Annotated in this window: 22 protein-coding genes; 13 read left to right on the forward strand and 9 right to left on the reverse strand. The window is 66.0% G+C overall.

Annotated features, from left to right (window positions below):
* Window positions 1-306: 306 nt before the first annotated feature.
* Entirely contained in the window at window positions 307-1,749 is a 1,443-nt protein-coding gene (locus AB0E63_RS36880; protein ID WP_360376555.1) for a PIN-like domain-containing protein, read from the forward strand.
* Between the two features lie 55 nt (window positions 1,750-1,804).
* Window positions 1,805-2,410, forward strand: a complete 606-nt coding sequence (locus tag AB0E63_RS36885) for a hypothetical protein (RefSeq protein WP_360376558.1) — start codon at window positions 1,805-1,807, stop codon at window positions 2,408-2,410.
* A 6-nt stretch (window positions 2,411-2,416) separates the two neighbouring features.
* Here the strand turns inward: AB0E63_RS36885 and AB0E63_RS36890 are convergent, their stop codons facing one another.
* Window positions 2,417-3,043, reverse strand: coding sequence for a hypothetical protein (locus tag AB0E63_RS36890; RefSeq protein ID WP_360376561.1), 627 nt, complete (start codon window positions 3,041-3,043; stop codon window positions 2,417-2,419).
* A 277-nt stretch (window positions 3,044-3,320) separates the two neighbouring features.
* On the opposite strand from AB0E63_RS36890, the gene AB0E63_RS36895 reads away from it, so the two are divergent.
* Window positions 3,321-4,340, forward strand: a complete 1,020-nt coding sequence (locus tag AB0E63_RS36895; RefSeq protein WP_360376564.1) for a YafY family protein — start codon at window positions 3,321-3,323, stop codon at window positions 4,338-4,340.
* On the opposite strand, the gene AB0E63_RS36900 is transcribed toward AB0E63_RS36895, so the two are convergent.
* From AB0E63_RS36900 to AB0E63_RS36910, 3 genes are read right to left on the reverse strand one after another with little or no spacing between them, the layout of a single operon-like run.
* Entirely contained in the window at window positions 4,337-4,933 is a 597-nt protein-coding gene (locus tag AB0E63_RS36900) for a hypothetical protein (RefSeq protein WP_360376568.1), read from the reverse strand. The two genes, AB0E63_RS36895 and AB0E63_RS36900, sit on opposite strands and share 4 nt — an antisense overlap.
* Window positions 4,930-5,289 carry a hypothetical protein gene (locus AB0E63_RS36905; RefSeq protein ID WP_360376570.1) on the reverse strand — a complete coding sequence of 120 codons (360 nt, stop codon included), beginning with the start codon at window positions 5,287-5,289 and terminating at the stop codon, window positions 4,930-4,932. Before AB0E63_RS36905 ends, AB0E63_RS36900 begins: the two co-directional genes overlap by 4 nt.
* Before the next feature lie 51 nt (window positions 5,290-5,340).
* Window positions 5,341-5,565 carry a hypothetical protein gene (locus tag AB0E63_RS36910; RefSeq protein ID WP_360376627.1) on the reverse strand — a complete coding sequence of 75 codons (225 nt, stop codon included), beginning with the start codon at window positions 5,563-5,565 and terminating at the stop codon, window positions 5,341-5,343.
* Between the two features lie 105 nt (window positions 5,566-5,670).
* Here AB0E63_RS36910 and AB0E63_RS36915 point away from each other — a divergent pair, with 105 nt between their 5' ends.
* The 3 genes from AB0E63_RS36915 to AB0E63_RS36925 all read left to right on the forward strand — a co-directional run bounded on the left by AB0E63_RS36915 (window position 5,671) and on the right by AB0E63_RS36925 (window position 9,728).
* Window positions 5,671-6,045, forward strand: coding sequence for a hypothetical protein (locus tag AB0E63_RS36915; protein ID WP_360376624.1), 375 nt, complete (start codon window positions 5,671-5,673; stop codon window positions 6,043-6,045).
* Window positions 6,046-6,557: 512 nt separating this feature from the next.
* Entirely contained in the window at window positions 6,558-6,914 is a 357-nt protein-coding gene (locus AB0E63_RS36920) for a hypothetical protein (protein ID WP_360376573.1), read from the forward strand.
* Window positions 6,915-6,917: 3 nt separating this feature from the next.
* A complete protein-coding gene (locus AB0E63_RS36925) occupies window positions 6,918-9,728 on the forward strand; it encodes a caspase family protein (RefSeq protein WP_360376576.1) in 2,811 nt (936 codons plus the stop codon).
* A gap of 40 nt (window positions 9,729-9,768) precedes the next feature.
* Here AB0E63_RS36925 and AB0E63_RS36930 read toward each other — a convergent pair whose 3' ends face one another.
* Window positions 9,769-10,899 (reverse strand): epoxide hydrolase family protein, encoded by a 1,131-nt coding sequence (locus tag AB0E63_RS36930; RefSeq protein ID WP_360376578.1) that lies wholly within the window; start codon window positions 10,897-10,899, stop codon window positions 9,769-9,771.
* 54 nt (window positions 10,900-10,953) lie between these two features.
* Between AB0E63_RS36930 and AB0E63_RS36935 the strand changes: the two genes are divergently transcribed.
* Complete coding sequence (locus AB0E63_RS36935) at window positions 10,954-11,949, forward strand: WYL domain-containing protein (RefSeq protein ID WP_360376581.1); 996 nt, start codon at window positions 10,954-10,956, stop codon at window positions 11,947-11,949.
* Here the strand turns inward: AB0E63_RS36935 and AB0E63_RS36940 are convergent.
* Window positions 11,946-12,590, reverse strand: coding sequence for a response regulator transcription factor (locus AB0E63_RS36940; protein ID WP_360376583.1), 645 nt, complete (start codon window positions 12,588-12,590; stop codon window positions 11,946-11,948). The two genes, AB0E63_RS36935 and AB0E63_RS36940, sit on opposite strands and share 4 nt — an antisense overlap.
* Window positions 12,587-14,623: a histidine kinase gene (locus AB0E63_RS36945; RefSeq protein WP_360376586.1), complete on the reverse strand. Its 2,037-nt coding sequence runs from the start codon at window positions 14,621-14,623 to the stop codon at window positions 12,587-12,589. Before AB0E63_RS36945 ends, AB0E63_RS36940 begins: the two co-directional genes overlap by 4 nt.
* Window positions 14,624-14,791: 168 nt before the next feature.
* Here AB0E63_RS36945 and AB0E63_RS36950 point away from each other — a divergent pair, with 168 nt between their 5' ends.
* From AB0E63_RS36950 to AB0E63_RS36965, 4 genes are all read left to right on the forward strand, one after another.
* Entirely contained in the window at window positions 14,792-15,136 is a 345-nt protein-coding gene (locus AB0E63_RS36950) for a hypothetical protein (protein WP_360376589.1), read from the forward strand.
* Complete coding sequence (locus tag AB0E63_RS36955; protein ID WP_360376591.1) at window positions 15,133-15,819, forward strand: hypothetical protein; 687 nt, start codon at window positions 15,133-15,135, stop codon at window positions 15,817-15,819. Before AB0E63_RS36950 ends, AB0E63_RS36955 begins: the two co-directional genes overlap by 4 nt.
* A gap of 77 nt (window positions 15,820-15,896) precedes the next feature.
* The gene (locus AB0E63_RS36960) at window positions 15,897-16,736 is read left to right on the forward strand and encodes a methyltransferase domain-containing protein (RefSeq protein ID WP_360376594.1); all 840 of its coding nucleotides are present in this window, start codon (window positions 15,897-15,899) and stop codon (window positions 16,734-16,736) included.
* Between the two features lie 68 nt (window positions 16,737-16,804).
* Window positions 16,805-17,392 (forward strand): NAD(P)H-dependent oxidoreductase, encoded by a 588-nt coding sequence (locus tag AB0E63_RS36965; RefSeq protein ID WP_360376596.1) that lies wholly within the window; start codon window positions 16,805-16,807, stop codon window positions 17,390-17,392.
* On the opposite strand, the gene AB0E63_RS36970 is transcribed toward AB0E63_RS36965, so the two are convergent.
* Window positions 17,373-18,437, reverse strand: coding sequence for an alpha/beta fold hydrolase (locus AB0E63_RS36970; protein WP_360376598.1), 1,065 nt, complete (start codon window positions 18,435-18,437; stop codon window positions 17,373-17,375). The genes AB0E63_RS36965 and AB0E63_RS36970 overlap by 20 nt on opposite strands.
* A 252-nt stretch (window positions 18,438-18,689) precedes the next feature.
* Here AB0E63_RS36970 and AB0E63_RS36975 point away from each other — a divergent pair, with 252 nt between their 5' ends.
* Complete coding sequence (locus AB0E63_RS36975; protein WP_360376601.1) at window positions 18,690-19,376, forward strand: hypothetical protein; 687 nt, start codon at window positions 18,690-18,692, stop codon at window positions 19,374-19,376.
* 27 nt (window positions 19,377-19,403) lie between these two features.
* Entirely contained in the window at window positions 19,404-19,763 is a 360-nt protein-coding gene (locus AB0E63_RS36980; protein ID WP_360376604.1) for a hypothetical protein, read from the forward strand.
* Here AB0E63_RS36980 and AB0E63_RS36985 read toward each other — a convergent pair.
* Window positions 19,760-20,674 carry a DMT family transporter gene (locus AB0E63_RS36985; protein WP_360376606.1) on the reverse strand — a complete coding sequence of 305 codons (915 nt, stop codon included), beginning with the start codon at window positions 20,672-20,674 and terminating at the stop codon, window positions 19,760-19,762. The two genes, AB0E63_RS36980 and AB0E63_RS36985, sit on opposite strands and share 4 nt — an antisense overlap.
* Between the last annotated feature and the right edge of the window lie 19 nt (window positions 20,675-20,693).

A 20,693-nucleotide genomic window follows, 5' to 3' on the forward strand; every position in this document is an offset into this window, starting at 1 on the left:
CAAGAGCCGACAATAGTCCGTCCGCGCGGGGCACCGTCCAGCGAGGAGCGTTTGAGCGTGGCCGTTCCCGGTGCGGTGGTGTGTCGAACGGCTATGCAGGAATGCTACAGCTGTTCCGCACGGCCCCTGTGCAGATGACGACCCCAACCGTCAATACTGCACAGGCCGTGCTAAGGACGATCCGACCCGGCGTCGGCCGCGAGTGGGAGCTACGGAGATCTAGCTCGGTCTCACCAACGCGCCCTCAGCGACTTGTCCACGTTCCTCGGATAACCTGGTCTGAGGACTAGCAGCATAGGGTGAGAGATGCCAGAACAGCAGGTCGATGGCGAGCCGGCGCCGCTATTGCGCCACTTTGATGCGTGGATTGAACCAGCCTACGGGACCGATGACGCCGCGAAACAAGAATATTACCCTAGTGCAATCATTGTTCCAGACACAAATGTGCTTTTGGATCTCTACCAATATACGCCAGTCACCCGCCAGCAGCTTCTCGCTGCTCTGCAATCCGTGTCAGATCGGCTGTGGCTCCCTCACCAAGCGGGTCTGGAGTTCGTGCGAGGTCGCGCCGGAGTCATTAAGAGACGGAATGAGGTTCTGTCGCGGGCTCCGCGCGAGGTCAACAGCGCATTCGAATCTGCCTGGAAGCAGATAGATAGCGCCGCGAAGCACATAAAGAACCTGATGGTCAGCTATGCCGGTCCCGACAACCTCGGTGAGATCGATGCGTTAATGAACCGTGAGCTATTTGACCAATTCACCGCGCAATGGAAGACGGCCTTGATAGAGCGTGCCAAGGCTATTAAGGATGAGCACGATATCGGACCCGGCGCGTTTATCGGTGGTGCTGATGAGCTCCTGATTACGATCGCAGAGTTGTTTGGCGACAGGATTGGAGAACCTGTAACGGAAGACGCTTTGCGCCTTCGAGTGGAGCGTGCTACAAAGTTTCGCTATCCGAATAACATCCCGCCCGGCTTCTCTGACCTCGGCAAGGATACTGAACTTCTCGCAGCGGGAGATTTCTTATTGTGGGAAGAGGTTATCGAGTATGCGCAAAACCTTCCTGAGCCAAAAGTGATCTTTGTGTCAGGCGACACAAAGGTTGATTGGTATCAGCAAGCAGGATTTGGGCAGAAGAAGCAGCCGTGGCCTTATCTGATTGACGAGTTCAGGCTCCGGACTGGTGGGCGGATCCTGATTACTGAGACTGCCGAGTTCTATGCTGACATCAAGCAGTACTTAGGCGCCGACATTGCCAGCAGTTCGATAGAGGAAGTTAACCGCCCGGTGGCGGCGCCCGAGCGCGACGATGAAGTGTTCCTGTCCCCGAAAGAGCTTGGCCAGTCGGATCCGCCGAGTGCCCTCGTGGAGGCCGCATACTATTCAGCGCAGCTGTCAAGCAAGGCTGTTAGGCAGGCGATTGAGCGTCCGTCTGATCGGCTGTTCCAATGGTGGCTCATTGGTGTGACGAGAGATCTTGCCAAGCGTGGGACGGAGAGCGGCGAGCCGCTGTTCGACCTTCAGGCATTCCGGCGGGAGGAGGCGACTCCTGGTCCTAGCTGGGTGCCCGCCGACGCCGTGCTGCACCTGGGTGAGTTCCCATATCTCTCGATGTATATAGCTCCTTGGTTCGCGACGATACTCGAGCTGAGCCCACCGGCGGATCGCCAGCGGCTGCTTCGATTAGCCCACGAGCACGGCAGTGCAACTGGGTTTGGTGCACCCGATCGTCCTGTGCTGTCCTGAGTTATGTGAGGGATCGGGACCCTTTATCATTGAGTAATGCGGAGGGAGTGAGGAAGTGGAGTCGCGGAAGACCGCAGATGCGCAACAACCCGAGGATCGCTGGGACCAGTTACGTCCCAGCGCGGTCCTCGCAATCAGGGAGCTAGCGGCATCCCTGGAATCTGGGGGACGGGCGCGGGACGTTCTTGATCTATATGTCTATAGTAAGCGGATAGTCGCCGAGGTGATGGAAGCGCGTCTCGAGATGGAGTTTCCTGAGCCGTGTGTTGAATTCCATCAGATCCGGGATGAACTTGCAGTGGCCATGGCTGACCAATATGGAGACGTCGTGCCACGGCCATATCTAACAGTTCCCTATGGATCAAGGGTGCACGAGAAGTTATTCCAGATCCTTCTACAGCGATTCGATACCGAAGTGCCAGCTGGTCTACTTCGGATCCCGACTCGCGATTCCGTGCATTCTGAACGGCGGCTGCGGGAGTTGCGAGAGCTGGGCCTCGACATCAGTCCAAGTAAATCTTCAGGCGTTGATACGTACAGGCTGCGTTCCCTCAGGCTGGACTTTTCGCTGATCCCGCGAATTGTTTACAATAATGCACAGAAAAAGAAGCATGCTCTAATGCCTAAGGCCAAGCTGAAGAAGGCTCTCGGAACCAGTTAGGTCGTATTAAAGGAATGTGCTCACATCATAGGAGAATAACATCTCAAGAGTCGCTTGCCGCATGATCGGATCCTGTGCTGATGCGACCCGCGACGTCTGGATGCTCGCGGATTGTCGAGATTCCGAATGCTCAGGCTTGCTCACCGAGCCACTGGTCGACCCGCTGCCACATCGACGAGACGACCGCGAACGCTCCTCGCTCACGAAGGCTATGACGGATCTCGTCGAGCTCTGCGTCGGTTCCACCGGGTAGAAGGGCGCGTGCCAGCCGAATATAGTGTTGTGGCGGGCTCCCGATGTGTCACTGTGCATGTCGGAGGCGGCCAAGATACTCAGCGCGAGAACTGGCAACGTTGGTGGCGGTCCTCGCCGCGCTCCCATATTCCATGCCACCTCTGCCCGCATTACATCCGTGAACATCATGGCGCCGTGGCTGACATCGACAAGCTCCCGGACGGCACTGGTCAGCGAGTCAAGTCCATCCTCGCCTTCGCTCGCGATCTGCTGGAGCTCGTCGCGGTCCATGAACAGCACGACTGGCTGGTTCTGTCGACCGCCGAAGAACTCCCGCCCCAGCCGTTCTTGCCAGCGGGCATATCCTGCCGGAAGCGCGACATCAGACATCACAGTCATATCAATACTGACCTACTCATGGCCGACGTCCCCCAAATGCCGTCGAGCGACTACGTCTCTCCCCATCATTCCCCCTGGCCGACACATCGGCGATGGAGTCGCTCGCGTGACATGATCCGACGGTGCCGGTGTCCGATGGTCGCGGCTCGCGGCCTGGTGAGCGCGAGATTTGTAACCCGAGTCGCTCAGGCCAACCGGTCCTACGATCGCGGCGACTTTCAAGGTGAGGGACGGGCGCTCACGGAGGAACCACCGCGATGCTTGCGATGAGGCAGGGATGTTGGAGACGTCGGTTCGGTTGCTTCGGTTGTTGTCGCTGTTGCAGATTCGGCGGGATTGGGGTGGGGGTGAGTTGGCGGAGCGGTTGGGGGTTTCTACGCGGACGTTGCGGACTGATGTTGAGCGGTTGAGGTCGCTTGGGTATCCGGTGGAGGCTCGGTCGGGGGTTGCGGGTGGGTATCGGTTGAGGGCTGGTGGGGAGTTGCCTCCCTTGTTGCTGGATGACGAGGAGGCGGTGGCTGTGGCGGTGGGGTTGCGGACTGCGGCGGCTGGGGGTGTGGCGGGGATTGAGGAGACGTCCGTACGGGCGTTGGTGAAGTTGGAGCAGGTGTTGCCGGGGCGGTTGCGGCAGCGGGTGCGGGCGGTGGCTGGGGCGACGGTTGCGGTGGGTGGGGGTGGGCCTCGGGTTGATGCTGAGGTTTTGACTGCGGTGGCGGGGGCGATTCGGGATCGGGAGCGGTTGCGGTTCGACTATTCGGGCGGGTCGGATGGCGGGGTTTGGGAAGGCGAGCCGCGGGGGGATGAGGGCGCGGCCGGCGAAGCGGAGGTGGTGCCGCCGCGGATGGTGGAGCCGCATCGGTTGGTGGCTTGGGGGCGGCGGTGGTACTTGGTTGCCTGGGACAACGGTCGGGAGGGGTGGCGGACGTTTCGGGTGGATCGGATGAACCTCAGGACGCCCAACGGCGCTCGGTTCACGCCGCGGGAGTTGCCCGAGGAGGATGTGACGGAGTTCGTACGGCGTTCTGTGGGGAAGGCGTCGTGGCACTACCGAGCGCGCATCCGCGTGGAGGCGTCGTCCCTGTACGTCCAGAATCGGATGCCGATTCCGATCGAGCCCGAGGTCGTCGACGACAATACGTGCATCGTTGAGCTCGGGTCTGATGATGCGCATCAGTTGGCTCTTTGGTTGGCGCTGATGGATGCGGACTTCGAAGTACTGGATGCGCCGGAGTTGGCAGCCGCGGTGAAGGCGGTTGGCGATAGATTCCACCGAGCGGCGGCTGGGAAGCCCAACTAGATCTCTCGGCCGGGCGGACGGTCGTCTTTCCGTGAAGCGAGTCGGCCAGGAGACTGTTGCGCGGTGACGGCGCCGCGGGCAGGCGCGACACCAGAAGCTGCGGCCAGGGCTTTGCGGAGGTCGGGTGGGAGGGGTTGGCGGACAGGGGCAATGTCGGACGATGCTCCGAGCGCGTGGAGCGTTTGGCGTCTGACGCCTACTGCGCGACCCAAGCGCTTGGCGGCGACGTCAAAAGGGCGGTTTCCGCCACGATGTTCGAAGCAGACGACCTCACGGTATGGCGGACCGCCGTCCTCGGGCTCGAACTCGCGGTAGAGCAAGCGGTGCGAGGATCCCAGCTCGCGGTTTCCGCGGGACTCGGGGATGACGGGTAGCTTGATCTCCGCGCAGTCACTCAGGTCGTGAGTGGTGAAGCCGAGCCGCTTGCCCTCGAAATGTTCTTCCTCGCCGTTGGCGATAGCGCGAAGGCCTGCCTTCAGGGCGCGTAGCTCGCGGTCCCGCAGGCCGCCGGGTTGTTGGGTCGCGGCGGCCCGCTCGAGTGTACGTAGGTAGTGCAGCACGTCCCGGTGCACAAGGAGGCGGTACTGCGTCATTTGGGCTTGCGGAACTCGGAGTCGTCGATCTCCTCGTCGAGATCCCAGCCGATTTCGGCGGCCACTTCTTCGAGTGGAACCGAGGGCCCTTCTTGGTTCTTGAGGCGGTGGCGGAGGACTGAGTAGCTCGAGTCGAAGCCTTCCTCGTCGGTGGCGGTTTCGACGAGAGCGCGCCAGACCTCGAAGGGTATGACGACGCCCTGAGGCTGGCCGGCGTCGCCGAAGATCAAGGGTTCGGTCGCGCCCGAACGGAACAGATCGAGGAGGTTCGGAAGATTCTTCGACGCTTCCGAGGTCGACAGCACCCAGACCGTCCCTCCGTCAGGGAGTAGGTACTGCGTTTCGTCGGGGTCCATGAGAGGTCCTTCCGGTTGGTCGAGCATCGTCATCAGAATAGGAGCCCGGCGCTACTCAGGAGTGGAGTTATCCACAGGGCCGCCGTCGTAGTCGAGGGCGCGGGCGTCGCGGGCTTGCCAGACCTTGAAGGGGACGATGACGCCTTCTGGTTCGGTGGTGTCGCCGAAGATCAGGGGGTCCAGGTGGCCGAGGCGGAAGCGTTCGAGCATGTGGGGGAGGAGTTCGGTGGCGGTGGGGGTGTTGACTACCCAGATGTGGTCTTCGTCGGACTCCATGGTGGTCCTTCCGGTGGGGCGGGCGTTTTCATCAGAATAGGAGTGGTGGGCTGTTGGGGTGGGGAGTTATCCACAGGGGGCCTTGGGCAACGATGGGAGTTCGGGATGGGTGAAGGGCATTGGGTTGAGGTTCGGGTGGTGCCTGGGGCGGGGGTGGATGCCAAGAGGTGTTTGAAGGCGGTCCAGCAGTTGCGGAGGGAGTTGGCTGAGGAGGGGGTGCCTACTCAGGAGGTGGTGGCGGGACGGCCTGGTGGGTTGAGTCAGGATGATGGGTCTCTGGCGATCGCGGTGGCGTTGGTGGGGGCTGGTGGGGTTGTGCCGACGTTGGTCGCCGTACTGCGGGACTGGATTCAGCGGCGGAAGAGTCCGGGGAAGATCGTGGTGACACTGGGGGAGGACTCGATCGAGATGGAGCGGCCGACGTTTGATGAACGGGCTGAACTGCTCGAGGCGTTTTTGAGCCGGCACCAGGAGAAGTGATCGTTTGAACCGAGGTCAGGCGTTGTCGGGTGGGTGGGCCGGGCGTAGCGTCGGCAGTGGGATTCTGGCGGCGTGCCGGCTGGGGGGCCGGGGTGCACAACGCGCTGGAGCGCGGGGGGAAACGCGCGACCTGCCGTGAGGAGACCGCCTGGTTCGAGGGGCGGACCGGGGATGGGGATCTCTGAGGGGGAAGGTTATGAGGTCTTCGCTGGAGCATCGGCGTGTGGGCCGGTGCAGGATTCGGGTACACCTCGCGCACCGAGCTGTTCGTTGTGGTCATGAGTGCGCGCGGCTGCATCGGACCTGGTGGCAGCAACGCCACAGCGCCTGAGGTCGGCCCGGAGAAGGAAGCTCTGCCCGGACGTCCCTCCAGATGGGTGGAGCCCAAAGGAGCCCGGAGTGCGTTCGCACTCCGGGCTCCCGCATCGCCGGACCGGAGGGGGACGGCTACAGACCGTTGCGGGATCGGTGCCGGACCGGGATCATAGGGCGCGATCCTGGGAGGGATGGTCGTGGGGGTTTGGGTGGACGTCGTACTGCTGGATGACGATCCTGAGCTGGCGGATCGCGGGATCAGGCAGTTGCGGCGAGAGCTGGGGGAGTTCGAGACGCGGGCCGTGATGACGACCGCGCCCGAGGGCAGCAAAGGCGACGCGGCCGCGTTCAACGCCGTTGCGGTCGCGCTCGGTGGAGCCGGCGGGATGGTGCCGCTCCTGATCGCGATCCTGAAGGACTGGCTCGGGCGGCGCGGCCAGGGGCAGCGGGTGAAGCTGACGATCGGTGGGGACTCGATCGAGGTCGATGCGGCGTCGACCGAGGAGAAGCAGCAGTTGGTCGAGGCGTTCCTGCGCAAGCACGAAGTGAGCTGAGTCGTGGGGCGTCGGCGGGCTCTGCTGGTGGCCACCTATGAGTACAACGACACCGGGCTGCGGCGGCTGACGGCGCCGGCGCAGGATGCCGAGGCCCTCGCGGCGGTGCTGGCGGATCCGGCGGTCGCCGGGTTCGACGTGCAGATGTTGATCAACGAGCCGACGCATCGGGTCGGCGAGGCGATCGCGGACTTCTACGCAGCCAGTGAACGCGATGACCTGACACTGCTCTACTTCAGTGGGCACGGCCTGAAGGACGACAACGGCCGGCTCTATCTGGCGATGAAGAACACCAAGCGCGACAGCCTGCGGTTCAGCGCGCTGCCGGCGCATCTGGTCGACGAGGCGGTGTCCGAGAGTTCATCGCGGCAGAAGATCCTCATCCTGGATTGCTGCTACAGCGGGGCGTATGCCGTTCAGCAGTTCGCGAAGGCGGACTCGGCAGTGCACACCGGGGCCGAGCTCGGCGGTCGCGGGCGGACGGTGCTGACGGCAACGGACTCCACTCAATACGCGTTCGAGGGCAGCACGATTCACGGCGACGCGGCGCAGTCGGTCTTCACCAGGCACGTCGTGGAGGGATTGCGCAGTGGTGCCGCCGATCTCGATGCGGATGGTGACATCACTGTCGACGAGCTCTACAGCTACGTGTACGACGCGGTCGTCGCCGAGCAGCCGGGTCAGCGGCCGAAGCAATTCGCCGATGTCGAGGGCCGGACGATCATCGCATCCAACGTGCGGTGGACGCTGCCGGAGCAGATCACCACGGCGTTGGACAGTCCGCTCCCGGCGATCCGCGAGACTGCGCTCCAACCGCTCGGACAGTTGCTTCGGGCAAACAATGAGCTGGTACGGCGGACTGCCCGGGCCCGGTTGGAACGACTTCTCGACGACGACAGTCGAGCGCTCTCAGCCGCGGCGCAGGCCCTCCTCGACGCACCGCCCGCGCCGGCCCAGCAGCTCCCAGTGGCGGCCGACCGTGCTCAGCCGGCGCGGCGTCCTTCCGGCCCGACCTTCGGCGCGGCGGCAAAGGCGACGGCCAGCCGATGGCGCGCGACAGCCAGACGGTGGCGCGCGCGTCTCGACCCACCGCAGATTGTCTGGCAAGTGGTCACGCCAACCTTGGTCGCAGCGGGAGCGGCGATCGCAGCTGCGCTCGTGGGTTTCCAACAGCAACCCTGGTACCTGATCGCGGTCGCAACCGTCCTGTCCTGCGCCGTCGCGGCACAGATCCGATTCCGGTCGTCGGCGGTTGCGTTCACGGCAGGCCTTGCAGCTCCAGCGCTGGCCGGCGCCGCCCTCGTAATCGGTTGGCTTACCCACCAGGTGCCGGGCCTGGGCGGTCTCGGCGCATTGTCGACCGGATTCACCGTAGGAGCGCATGCAGCATGGCTGACGGCCGGCGCTATCGGATGGCTCATGCTGCTGCGAACTGGTGAGCTGAGACGTCCGCCCCAGATGCTCCTCATCGCGCTAGGAGCAGCCGCGGCACTTCTGATCCTCGTGATCCTGACCTACGACTACCACCACAACGCCGGCGTTGCCCGACACCTATCGATTGCCCCACGCTCCGTCTACCCAGCGGCGCTCGGCATCCTGGCTGCCGAACTGGCGATCGCCGGCCCACTATTTGGCTTACGACGACCTGTCCTAGCCGGATGGATACTCGGCGGATTCGCCGTCTGGATCGGCCTCCTGCACAGTCCGAGCGGATTCGTATCCGCACAGCTCGCGCTGATCGCCCTCTTCGTTGTCTGGCTCGTCCTCGGTCTCGTCGTGATGCGGACAGGTCGAGTCCAGCAAGAGACCGTCACCAGGTCGACCCGCCGTTGGGTGATCGCGGCAGCGTTGCTGGCCCCCGCCGTACTCGGCGCCGCGGCAGTCGCCGCGATTCCACCGGCGCTGCAGAGCCCGCTCGTACTCGGGCTGGCGATCAGTCCGAACAGCGAGTTCCTCTACGCCGCGGACTACTCCAACGACCGAGTCGTGAAGATCAGTACGACGACGCGCACTGAGGTCGGCGAATCACTCCGGGTCGGTGACCAACCGACCCGGTTGTTGCTGTCCCCGGACGGCGCGCGGTTGTACGTCGCCAACGGCGGAGCGAACTCGGTCTCGGTGATCGACACTTCAGCATGGCAGGTGGTCGGCGGGCCGATCGCCGTGGCGCCCAAGCCGACCAATCTCGCGCTGAACACCGCCACCCAACGCCTCTACGTGCTCAGCCAGCAGGCGGAGACGATCACCGAGGTCGATACGGCGACGATGAAAACGGTCGGCGGACCGTTGGCCAGCGGACCGACCCCGTCGGACCTCGCCATCAGCGAGAAGGGCGATCGGCTCTTCGTGGCTGGCAGGGATTCCGCCACGGTAGCGGTCATCGACGTCAAGACCCGGCAACCCGCGCGCAGCCCGATCACAGTGGGCGCGGAGCCGAGCGACCTCGCCCCCGGCCCGGACGGATCCCTTTACGTCATCGGCAGTACGACGTACGCCGTCATCAACACGAACGTCGAGCAGTCCCGGCCGACGCCCGTCACGCTGCCGGGTCGATCGCAGGCCGCCGGACTGAGCTCGGACGGCAAACGGCTGTTCGTCCTGGGAACCGCTGACGACGGCGATGCCATCCGGGTCGTCAACCTCGGCAGCCGCGAGGTCGTAGCCACGTTGACGGATGACATGTCGCTGCCGACGAGTCTGGCGGTCAGTGCGGACGGTCAGCGCATCTATGTCAACCGGATCTACCAGTCGAGCATCCTGGTTCTGGATACCGCCGGTCCGAAGATCATCGGCACTATCAGCCTGACAACGTGATGGGCCGGCTCGTCAAGCGAGCCGGCCCAGGGTGGGTGGTTTACAAGTTGCGGAAGAAGGTGCGGATGTCGGTGGTGAGGTCCTCGGGGCGTTCGAGAGAGGCGTAGTGGCCGCCGGTCTTGAAGTTGGACCAGTGGACGATGTTGGTGTTGTCGCGCTCGGCCAGGGGGCGGATCGTCTTGAAGTCGTCGGCGAAGACGGCGACGCCGGTGGGGGCGTGGTTGAGCTGGGGCTCGGTGCCGGCGTGGGCCTCTTCGTAGTGGTAGCGGCCGGCCGCGGCCGACGAGTTGGTGAACCAGTACAGCGAGACCTCGGTCAGGATCTGGTCGCGGGTGACCAGGCTGGTGCCGTTGCCGAAGCTGTTGAAGAGTTCGTTCCAGGCCAGTTGCCCGACCGGTGAGTCGGAGATGCCGACGGCAACGGTCTGCGGGCGGGTGGAGTTGATCGCGTTGTACCCGCCGACCGACTGGAACCACTTCAGGTGCTCCAGCGCCGCGTAGTCCTCGGGCGTGAACTTCTCGAACTCGGCCGGGTCGCCCGACGGGAACGAGAACAGCTGCAGCACGTGCAGCCCGAGGAAGCCCTCAGGATTGAGCAGGCCGAGCTCCCGCGAGACCATCGCGCCCCCGTCGGAGCCGTGCGAGCCGTACGACGTGTAGCCCAGCCGGCGCATCAGGGTGTCGAAGGTCCGAGCGACCCGGGCCATCGTCCAGCCACGGTCGACGAGCGGCGCGCTGAATCCGAAGCCGGGGATCGACGGGACGACGACCGAGAAGGCGTCCTCGGCCGAGCCGCCGTACGCGACCGGATCCGTCAGCGGGCCGATCATGTCGAGGAAGTCGACGAACGACCCCGGGTAGGAGTGGACCAGCAGCAACGGGGTCGCGCCCTCGACCTTGGACGGGACGTGGATGAAGTGCACGGTCTGGCCGTCGATCTCGGTCAGGTAGTGCGGGAACTCGTTCATCCGCGCCTCCTGCGCGCGCCAGTCGAACCCGTCCTGCCAGTGGTCGACCATCTCGCGAAGGTAGTGGTTCGGGGTGCCGTACTCCCAGTCGTCGCCAGGAACGGGCTCGGGAAGCCGCGTCCGCGCAAGGCGGGCGAGCAGATCGTCCAGGTCAGCCTGGGCGATGTCGACGGTGAAGGTCCGGATGCTCTCGTTCGTGTTCATGGCTCTACCGTAGAATCCGTATAGGAACATCAGATTCCTATTTGGGAGACGGATGTGCTGGAAACTTCGTCGCGGTTGCTGTCCCTGCTCGCGCTGCTGCAGACCCGGCCGGCCTGGACCGGCACTGAGCTGGCCGAGCGGCTGGAGGTGACCACGCGGACGGTTCGCAACGACATCGACCGGCTCCGCGAGCTCGGCTACCCGGTGGACGCGACGCGTGGGCCGGCGGGTCATTACCAGCTCGGCGTCGGCGCGAAGCTTCCGCCGCTGCTGCTCGACGACGAGGAAGCGGTGGCGGTCGCGGTGGGGCTGCATACCGGCGCCAGCATCGCCGGGATGGCGGACAGCAGTGCGCGGGCGTTGACGAAGCTGGAGCAGGTCCTGCCGCACCGGCTCCGGCGCCAGGTGAACGCGGTCCACCGCGCGATGGAGAAAGGCCCGGAGATCACGGGATCGAACGTCGAGGCTCCCGAGATCGAACCCGCCGTACTGACCGCGATCGCCGCGTGCATCCGCGACGAGCACCAGCTGCGCTTCGACTATGTGCTGCCGGACGGTGTTTCGATGCGGAGCGCGGGGTCGGGGATCGGCCACGAGCTGCCGGTGCTGGTCGAGCCGTACCGGTTGGTCAGCTGGCAGCGGTACTGGTACTTGGTCGCACGTGACGAAGCCGGCGAGTGGCGTACGTACCGGGTCGACTGGATGTCGTTGCGAATGGCAACAGGTCGTCGCTACCAGCCGCGGCCGATGCCCGGTGACGACTACACCGATTTCGTACTGCGCGATGTTGCGTCGACCGGGTGGAAGGTACATGCCCGGATCACGGTGTTCGCTCCGGCCGAGGAAGTCCTGTCGCGCATCCATGCGGCCGTGGGTGTGGTCGAGTCGGTGGACGACAGTACGAGCGTGCTCGTCACCGGCGGCGAGTCGTTGGAGATCGTTGCCGTCTACATCGGCATGCTCGGCCTCGACTTCCACGTCGACGGACCGCCCGCCCTCCTTGAACATCTGCAGACGATCGGCAACCGCTATCTCCAGGCGATCCGCTAGTCGGCGTCCGAACCGAGGCCGGCGTTGCGGGCTTGGATGATGGCGGCGGAGCGGTCGGCGGTGCCGAGTTTGGTGAAGATGGTGGAGACGTTGTTGGCGACGGTCTTCGAGGCGAGGTTCAGGCGGTCGGCGATGGCGGTGTTGGACAGGCCCGCGGCGAGGAGGTCGAGGATCTCGCGCTCGCGGGTGGTGAGTTCGGGGAACGGTTCGGCGGCGGGTGGGGGTGCGGAGAAGAAGCCGAGCACGCGCCGAGCGACCCCGGGGCCGAAGATGGCCTCACCGGCGGCGACTGCGCGGATTGCTCGGGCGATCTCCTCCTGCTCGGCGCCTTTCACGAGGTAGCCGCGGGCGCCGGCTCGCATCGCGGCGAAGACGGAGTCGTCGTCCTCGAACATTGTCAACACGAGTACGGCGACATCCGGAGCTGACCGTGCGAGTTCGCGTGTTGCCGCGAAGCCGTCGAGGTCGGGCATTTGCAGATCGAGTACGGCGACATCCGGGCGCATCGTGATCACCTCACGAACCGCCTCGCGCCCGGTCGACGCGACACCGACCACCTCGATGCCGTCCAGCGAGGTGAGCAGTGCCGCAAGGCCCGCCCGAACGACGGGATGATCGTCAGCCAGCACTACACGAATCATCTGCGCTCCAAGGGAAAACGCGCTCGGACGACCCCACCGCGCGGGGTCGGACCCGCCTCGAACTTTCCACCCAGCTCGGCGGCGCGCTCCCGCATGGCATGGAGGCCGACGCCCGGTCGCCAGGCTCCGTTCGGCGGGCCGTCGTCGGTCACTTCGATCTCCAGGTCGGCGTCACAGCGCAACGCTAGTACGGCGGATGTCGCGCGGGAGTGCCGTACGACGTTCGTCAGCGCCTCGGTCGCGATGCGATAGGCGGCGACCTCCAATGCGGCGGGCAGGGTCGGGAGCCCGTCTGCCGACACCTCGACCTGGATGGACGCGCCGTCGGCACGGAACGACAGTTGATCCGCGCGTTGACGCAGTGCGCCGATCAGGCCGAGTTCGTCCAGGGCTGGTGGACGCAGATCGTCGACAAGGCGCCGTACGTCGGCGATCGCGGTGCGCGTGTCGGCGCGGAGGGTGGCGAGGAGTTCTCGAGCTCGCTCGGTGTCGGTGGCGACGAGGTTGGCGGCAGCGTCGGCGGTGAACGCGACGCCGGTCAGGGTCGGGCCGAGGCCGTCGTGGAGGTCTCGGCGGAGGCGGCGGCGTTCCTCTTCGCGGGCTGAGACGAGCTTCTCGCGGGACGACTGCAGTTCGGTCGACAGGCGGGTCGCGTGCACGGCGACGGCGAGCGGTACGGCGACCAGCCCGAGCACATCGCGGTCAGCTGAGGACAAGCCGGACTCGCCCGAGCGCAGTCCGACTTCGAGCGATCCGACCACCTGCCCGCCGTACTCCAACTCCAGCCGCACCTCGGTCTGCAGGGGCGTGCCGTCTCGGGTGATCGTCTGATTGTCGACGATCAGGGCGGCGTAGGGGAGGCGGAGGGCGGTGCGGATGGCGGCTATGACGCCGGGGAGGCCGGCGGAGAGTTGTTCGCCTACGCGGGACGCGACGCGGGCGGGGTCGTGGCGGTCGCCGTAGAGGGCTCGGTCGACGAGTTGCTGGAGACGCGGGAGGACCGGCGCGATGATCAGCGCGACGAAGACGGTGACCGCGGCGGAGCGGCCGACCTGGGACGCGATGAGAGAGTCGAGGAGCCCGACGAGGGCCGCATAGGCGCCGATGGCAACCAACGACAGCAGCGCCCAGGTCAGCGCGCGAGAGACGACCAGCCGGATGTCGAGCAGTTGGTAGCGCACGATCGCGACCGCTACCGAGATCGGGATCAGCGGAATCGCCAGCAGGACAAGGATCGGAGTCCCCGCGATGAACGCCCACGGAGTGACGAACAGGAGCGCGATGACGGACGCCAGCAGCAACCACAGGAGTTGCCGCCGGCCCATTTCGTCGGCTCGGCGGTATCTGATCAGCAGGCACGTGATTGCCAGCAGCAACGCGACCAGGTTGCGCAGCTCGGCGGCGGTCCACAGTGGCTGGAGGTCGTCGTACGACGAGATGGCCAGGTAGCCCTGGGGGAGGCCGGGCGAGATCGTGTCGCCACTCCCGACCATCTCGAGGACGAACAGCGGCGCCGTGACGACGATGCCGATCGCCGCCCAACGCCAGCGAGGGCTGAGCAGCCGGCCGGTCGGGAAGAGCAACAGTGCCAGTGGGAGGAAGAGAGCGATCGACCACGGCCAGGACACCAACGCGATGGTGACAATCAGACGTTGGACGGTCGTGGAGGCGCCGGCGTCGGCCATCAGCGGGGCGAGGGTACCGCCGAGGGCCGTGGTCGCGTGACCGATGCCGTCGGCGATGAACAGCCAGCCGATCGGGTTCGCCGGTCGATGCCACGCGATGACCGCGCCGCACAGACCGAATGTCAGGCCCATCAGCCCGTTCGTCACCACGAACCCGTCCACCAGTTCGCGCCAACCCCACCCGACCATCGCGCCGAGCACCAGGGCGGCGACGACCTCGGCGACGGCGAACCCACCAAGCCCGCCGGCGAGCCCGCGACGGCTCGTGACGGGCGTCGCCGCGAGGTCCGCGGCTGAACTCAGCGCGGCGGGTGAGCCCGGGTGCGGGCTGCCGGCAGGTGAGGTCATATCGGCAGTGTGCTCCCGGAAGTGTCCCGGCGTCTCGGGATTGGGTTCCCGCCGAGGCCGGGGAAGTGCCTGAGCGGGTGGGATCTCGCGCCCAGGCGCCATCCTCGGGTGAGCCCCGACGGTGGAGGCATCGAGAAACCTGACTAGGGGGTAGACAAGATGTCTCGGATGAACAGGGCTGGTCTGGTCGTGCTCGGACTGCTGTCAGTGGCGGATCTGTTCGGGCCGCTGCTGACCGACGGGGACCACCCGCCGATGGAGATCGCGATCGGCGGGTCGGTGGTCGGGCTGGTCAGCCTGGTACTCCTCGCCTTCGTCTGGCAGGGAAAGCGGTGGGCACTGGCTCCGCTGATCACGCTGCGGCTCGCGTCGGCGCTGCTCGCCGTACCTGCGTTCTTCGCGTCGGATGTCCCGGCCGCCGCGGTGGCAGCTGCGGGCGTCGGTGTCGCGGCAACGGTGTTCGGTGTCGTGGCGGTGCTCCTGCCGTCGCGTGAGCTGGTAGGTGCGCGATGACTCAGACGATGACGCGTACGACGCGCGCCGACGTACGACCGCTGTCCCGGTGGGTCGCGGCGTTGATCCTGCCGATCGGGCCGGCCGCGATCGCGTTGCTGCGGTACTTCCTGCCCTACGACACGGTTGACGACGTTCCGACAATCGTCAATAAGATTGTCGACAATCTGGATCGCAGTTCCCTGGTGATCTGGCTCGGGTACATCGGGATCCTCACGCTGGTCCCCGGCGCGTACGCCGTCGGCCGGCTGACCCGGCGAGGGGCGCCCTGGCTGACCGCGATCGCGCTGTTCCTCGTCGTACCGGGGTATCTGTCGCTGCCGTGGACGGCGTCGAGTGACCTGTTCACCTGGTCGGCGGGAACGGCGGGGCTGGACCCTGCGTCGATCGCGAAGGCGGTCGACGTGACGCACGGATCGATGAACCTGGCCGGGGCGGTCTTCGTGATCGGGCACGTGGTCGGCACGGTCCTGCTCGGGATCGCGATGTGGCGGTCCCGGATCGTCGCCCGGTGGGCCGCGGTGGCGGTGATGGTGTCGCAGCCGATCCACTTCGTCGCGGCGATCATCATCCCGAATCACACGCTGGACCTGTTCGGTTGGGGTCTGCAGGCAGCCGGGTTCGCCGCGGTGGGGTGGGCGATCCTCCGGATGAGCGACGACGAATGGCAGCCCTTGCCCTAAAGGGTTGTGCCCAGGGAAGGGCCTTCGGGGGTGGGCTCGTCCGGCGCTACTCTCGGCGTACTGGAGGGGGAGATCAGATGGCCGAGACTCAGGTGCCGGACGAGCCCGCGGTCGACCCTAGGCGGGGAAACTTCAGGCTGAAGCACGTCGGCGAGCAGAACATCGAGCGGCAGGCCTTCATCCTCGACGAGATGGCCGCGCGGCCCGCCGTGCGGACGCTCAAGGCGTGGGTGCTCGCCCAGGTCGACCCGGCAGCCGGCGAGACCGCGGTCGACGTCGGCTCGGGCACGGGTGAGGACGTGGTCGCGTTCGCTGAGCTGGTCGGACCGAACGGTCGTGCGGTCGGGGTCGAGCCGAGTCCGGGGCTCCGGGCGGAAGCGGTCCGGCGTTCAAACGGGGTGCGGGCCGAGTACGTCGATGGGCACGCGGAGGAACTGCCGTTCGACGATGAGTCCGTGGACGTGCTGCGGAGTGAGCGGGTCCTGCAACATGTCGACAATCCGACGGTGGTGGTCAGGGAGATGGCGCGCGTACTGCGTCCTGGTGGGCGGATCGCGTTGATCGACACGGACTGGGGTACGGCGATCATCCATCCGGCCGATCCCGACGTACGGCAACGGATGATCGACTACTTCCTCGGTGGGTCCGCGAACCCGTTCTCCGGCCGGCAACTGCGCGGCCTGCTCGCCGACGCGGGCCTCGAGATCACCGGCGAGACGGCCGCCACCTGGATCGAGCCGCAGGAGGGCGCGCGCCAGGGATTCGTGTCGATGATGCACCTGACGTCCGCCGAGGCCGGCGTCATCACGCCGGCCGAGGCCGACGCCTTCGCCCAGGGTCTCGCCGCGGCCGCCGACCGGGGAGCGTTCCATCTGTCCTTGACCATGTACTCCGTCTCGGCACGCAAGCCGGTCTGATGCGCGCAGCCCGCGCCTGTTGTACGCTCATGCAATAGTTGCACGTGCATGAGTAGGGGAGTGGGTTGATGAGCCGGAGCTTTCTGTTCCTGTTGGGGACCACGCGGCCGGGTGGGAACACCGAGGCGCTGGCGCGGCTCGCGGCGGACGAGTTGCCGGACGACGTGCGTCAGACCTGGCTTCGGCTGAGCGACCTCGAGGTCGAGCCGTTCCGGGATGTCCGGCACGACGGCGACGGTGTGTATCCGCTGCCGGGCGGTGATCACCGTATGTTGCTGGAGACAACGCTCGACGCGACCGATCTGGTGATCGCCTCGCCGCTGTACTGGTTCACGGTGTCGGCGAGCGTGAAGGAGTACTTCGATCACTGGTCGGGCTGGATGCGGGTGCCAGGGGTGGATTTCCGGGCGCGGATGGCTGGCAAGACACTGTGGGCTGTGACGGCGCATACGGCCAAGGATTTGGCTGAGGTCGAGCCGATGCTGGGGACGTTGCGGCTGATCGCGGACTACCTCGGAATGCGGTGGGGCGGTGAACTGCTTGCCTACGGCAATCGACCGGGTGAGGTGCTGACACAGGAGGTCGGCGTACGGGCCCGTGGGTTGTTCGCCGAGTCGCGCACGGCTCAACCTGACCTTAAAGGCCGTGTTGCTTGAGGAAGGTGACGGTGCGGGCCATCGAGGTCGGCCAGGCAGGGCCGAAGGCGTGTTCCTCGCCGGGATAGGTGTACATGGTCGCGTTCTTGCCGGCCGCCTTCAGGGCGGCGAGGCTCTCGCGGGACCAGGCGATCGGGCAGGTCGAGTCCGACTCGCCATGATGGATCAGCAGGGGTTCGGTAACGCGGTCGAAGAAGTTCACCGCGGACAGGTTGCGCCAGAACGTCGGGTTGCGTGACGGTTCGCCGTACGCGCGCAGGATCGTGGTCGCGATCGGGCGCTCGTTCCGCACCCAGCGGTTGAAGTTGTCGATGGCGTCCGAGCTCACCGGCGCGAACACTACGGCCGCCTTCACGAGGCCGGGTTGCGCGACGAGCAAGTTGTAGGTGATCCCGCCGCCCATCGACCGGCCGAGCAGTCCGATCCGATCGGGGTCGACGTACTGCGAGGTCCGCAGCGCGAGTACGGCGTTGATCACGTCCTCGGTGTAACCGAGTCGCAGGTCGAGTTCGGAGCGTGGATCGTCGGACGATTGCGCGTGATTGCGGTAGTCGGTGTGCAGTACGACGTACCCGCGTCTGGCGAGGTAGTCCTGCTCGCGCATCAGGCCGCGGCCGTTGGTGTACACGGCGGGGTCGATGTAGCCGTGGTTCAGGACGAGTGCCGGGTGCGGTCCTGGCGTGGTCGGGACGTTCATGATCCCGGAGATTGTCAACGATCCGCTGGTGTACGTGACGTGGTACCGGGTGTAGGCGGCGTTGCGCAGGAGGACCCGGCCGCGGCGGAGGTTGCGGCCGTTGTACTTCTTCGCCATCAGCGCCTGCAGCGACACCGGATGCGGGGCGACGGTCGGAGTCGCCGGGGGAGCGGACGGCGTTCCGGGGGCTGAACTGGCGGACGGCGTGGGGGCGGCGGATGACGCGGCAGGGGTCGAGGAGGTCACGCTCGGAGTGGACGCAGGGGGTGCCGCGTCGTCAGTACTACAGGCGACGGCGGCCGTCATCACGAACGCGACGACTCCCGCCCACGCCATCCGCCGGTCCATACCGTCCAGTCTGCCGTCGTACCCGCCCAACCCGGTCGAAAGTTCCCACAACGATTGCGGCAACGCCCGCTGTGTCCGAGTGGATCCGGTCGGTCATTGTGTCGTACGGAATGCAGGCTTACTGGTGCGTACCGTGAATAGCTCGCGCATTCGTGGTTGGCGTGGCAGCATTTTGGGCCGGACAGATTCTTCAGGCTGGGGGGCCTTGAAATGTCGCGAGCCAAACGAGCCATCCATCGGCGGCGTGGACCGGTGTTGGTAGTCGTGGGCGTGGTCGCCGCGGTGACGGTGGCGGCGAGCGTGGCGATCGCACAGTGGGGATCGGCGGACAAACAGGCGAGTCAGCCGCCGCCGAGCGCGAGCCATGCTGCCCACAGTGCAAGCCATTCCCTGCCGGCAACAACGTCGGCCAGTGTGCCGGCGGCGAACAAGGGTGCGGGCTCATCGGCGGACGCGTGTGCCGCGGAGATCCGGACGACCGAGGCGGTGGTGGCGGCCGCGCGTACTGCCGCTGAGCACTGGCGCGAACACGTTCAGGCACGCACCGATTTGCTGAATGGAAAGAACTCCGAGGCGACCACAAAAGCAATCTGGAAGCGGACCCGACTGGCCGGACCTGGGGATATCGCCGCACTGAATGCCGCTCTGGCCGCACAGGCGAAATCGACGAATGACTGCGCGAAACTGTCGGGCACCGCCGCGGCGGCGTGCACCAAGCGCCTGACGGCCCTCGACGCGGCGGCAACCGCCGACCGCGCGGCCGCCGGCGACTGGGCCAACCACCTCGCGATGATGGCCGCCCACGCAGCCGGCGACTTCGGTGCGGAACACGCCCAGCAGATGTGGGTCGCCGCCTGGACCCACGCCCCGAGGAACCTCAACGCAGCCGCCCGAGCCAACGCAACCCTGGCCGAAGCCCCAACCTGCCAACCCGCCTGACAGGAGCATCAACACCAGGAGACGCGCATGGCCAAAGCTCCGGCCGACAAGGTTGCCCTGTTCGACGCGCTGGTCGGACTGTTCCCCGACGTCGAACGCAAAGGCGCCGGCTTTCCCTACACCTCGGTCAACGGCAACATGTTCTCGATGCTCAACGAGAACGGCACCCTCGCCCTGCGTCTTCCTGAGGTCGAGCGCGCCGCGTTCCTGACCAGGTACGACACGGCCCTCAACGTTGCCCATGGCGTCGTACAGAAGGAGTACGTCGTCGTGCCCGACGCCCTCCTGGTCAACACGGACGAGCTGCGCGAGCACTTCGCGGTGAGCGTCGCGTACGCGCGTTCGCTCAAGCCGAAAGCCACAGCCCGCAAGAAGCGCACAGGCTAGCTGCTGACCAAGGAGTCGGCCTGGCGCGGTGAGAGTGACGCCGACCGGCTTGGCCACTGCACGATTAGTACGGCGGATAGGACCAGGGCGCCACCGAACCATTGGGTTGCGGTGAGGTGCTCGCCGAAGACCGCGGCTGCCGCGACGACCGTCACGACCGGCTCGAGGATAGAGAGGATCGAGGCGACCGACGGGCCGACCCGCGCCATTCCGGCGAAGAACAGCAGGATCGCCGCGACCGTGCTCACGATGGACAGCGCCCCGAGCCACAGCCAGCCCACGGGAGCGAAGTCGAACCCGGTGCCGCTCAAGAGCGGTCCTCCGCCGCCCCGGAGCAGCCCAGTGAGCAGAAACGAGCCGAACGCGCCGGTGCAGACGAGCGCCGCGAGCGCGAGCGGAGGGACGTCAGCGCGATCGCCGGTCAGGATGTAGACCGTGTAGACAATCGCCGCCCCCAGCGCCAGCAGCGCACCGAGCATACCGAAATGACCTGTCGCCGCTCCGCTGAGCACTAGCCCGATTCCGGCCAATGCCAGGCCCAGCGCCCACACCCGTCGCCGCGACGCGCGCTCCCGCCCGAGTAGGACGGCCCCAGCCATCACCAGCACCGGGTACACGTAAAGGATCAGCGCGACGAGTGACGCGTCGATCCGAGCCAGCGCGGAGAAGTAGAGACCGGCCTGCGCCGCGTAGCCGAACACCCCCATTCCCAGCCCCACCAGTACGGCGTGACGCGACAAACCCCGGAATGCACCACGAGCCAGCGCGACGGTCAGCAACACCACCCCGGCCAGTCCGAAGCGGACCAGCAACAGAGCGTCCACAGACACACCTGCGTTGTACGACAGCTTGCCGAACACGGCCATCGCCCCGAAAGCGGCGGCGGAAAGAAGACAGAAGAGGGCGCCCACGACATCGATGGTCAGGGCT

The organism is Kribbella sp. NPDC026596 (assembly GCF_040638415.1).
In the GTDB taxonomy this organism is placed as follows: Bacteria; Actinomycetota; Actinomycetes; order Propionibacteriales; family Kribbellaceae; genus Kribbella.

Excerpts from the sequence above, each read along its gene's own strand:
- AB0E63_RS36960 (WP_360376594.1), top strand. The coding sequence starts at position 15,897 with ATGGCCGAGACTCAGGTGCCGGACGAGCCCGCGGTCGACCCTAGGCGG.
- AB0E63_RS36970 (WP_360376598.1), bottom strand. The coding sequence starts at position 18,437 with ATGGACCGGCGGATGGCGTGGGCGGGAGTCGTCGCGTTCGTGATGACG.
- AB0E63_RS36950 (WP_360376589.1), top strand. The coding sequence starts at position 14,792 with ATGAACAGGGCTGGTCTGGTCGTGCTCGGACTGCTGTCAGTGGCGGAT.
- AB0E63_RS36905 (WP_360376570.1), bottom strand. The coding sequence starts at position 5,289 with ATGGACCCCGACGAAACGCAGTACCTACTCCCTGACGGAGGGACGGTC.
- AB0E63_RS36945 (WP_360376586.1), bottom strand. The coding sequence starts at position 14,623 with ATGACCTCACCTGCCGGCAGCCCGCACCCGGGCTCACCCGCCGCGCTG.
- AB0E63_RS36930 (WP_360376578.1), bottom strand. The coding sequence starts at position 10,899 with ATGAACACGAACGAGAGCATCCGGACCTTCACCGTCGACATCGCCCAG.
- AB0E63_RS36955 (WP_360376591.1), top strand. The coding sequence starts at position 15,133 with ATGACTCAGACGATGACGCGTACGACGCGCGCCGACGTACGACCGCTG.
- AB0E63_RS36915 (WP_360376624.1), top strand. The coding sequence starts at position 5,671 with ATGGGTGAAGGGCATTGGGTTGAGGTTCGGGTGGTGCCTGGGGCGGGG.
- AB0E63_RS36980 (WP_360376604.1), top strand. The coding sequence starts at position 19,404 with ATGGCCAAAGCTCCGGCCGACAAGGTTGCCCTGTTCGACGCGCTGGTC.
- AB0E63_RS36880 (WP_360376555.1), top strand. The coding sequence starts at position 307 with ATGCCAGAACAGCAGGTCGATGGCGAGCCGGCGCCGCTATTGCGCCAC.
- AB0E63_RS36940 (WP_360376583.1), bottom strand. The coding sequence starts at position 12,590 with ATGATTCGTGTAGTGCTGGCTGACGATCATCCCGTCGTTCGGGCGGGC.
- AB0E63_RS36895 (WP_360376564.1), top strand. The coding sequence starts at position 3,321 with ATGTTGGAGACGTCGGTTCGGTTGCTTCGGTTGTTGTCGCTGTTGCAG.
- AB0E63_RS36910 (WP_360376627.1), bottom strand. The coding sequence starts at position 5,565 with ATGGAGTCCGACGAAGACCACATCTGGGTAGTCAACACCCCCACCGCC.
- AB0E63_RS36900 (WP_360376568.1), bottom strand. The coding sequence starts at position 4,933 with ATGACGCAGTACCGCCTCCTTGTGCACCGGGACGTGCTGCACTACCTA.
- AB0E63_RS36890 (WP_360376561.1), bottom strand. The coding sequence starts at position 3,043 with ATGACTGTGATGTCTGATGTCGCGCTTCCGGCAGGATATGCCCGCTGG.
- AB0E63_RS36965 (WP_360376596.1), top strand. The coding sequence starts at position 16,805 with ATGAGCCGGAGCTTTCTGTTCCTGTTGGGGACCACGCGGCCGGGTGGG.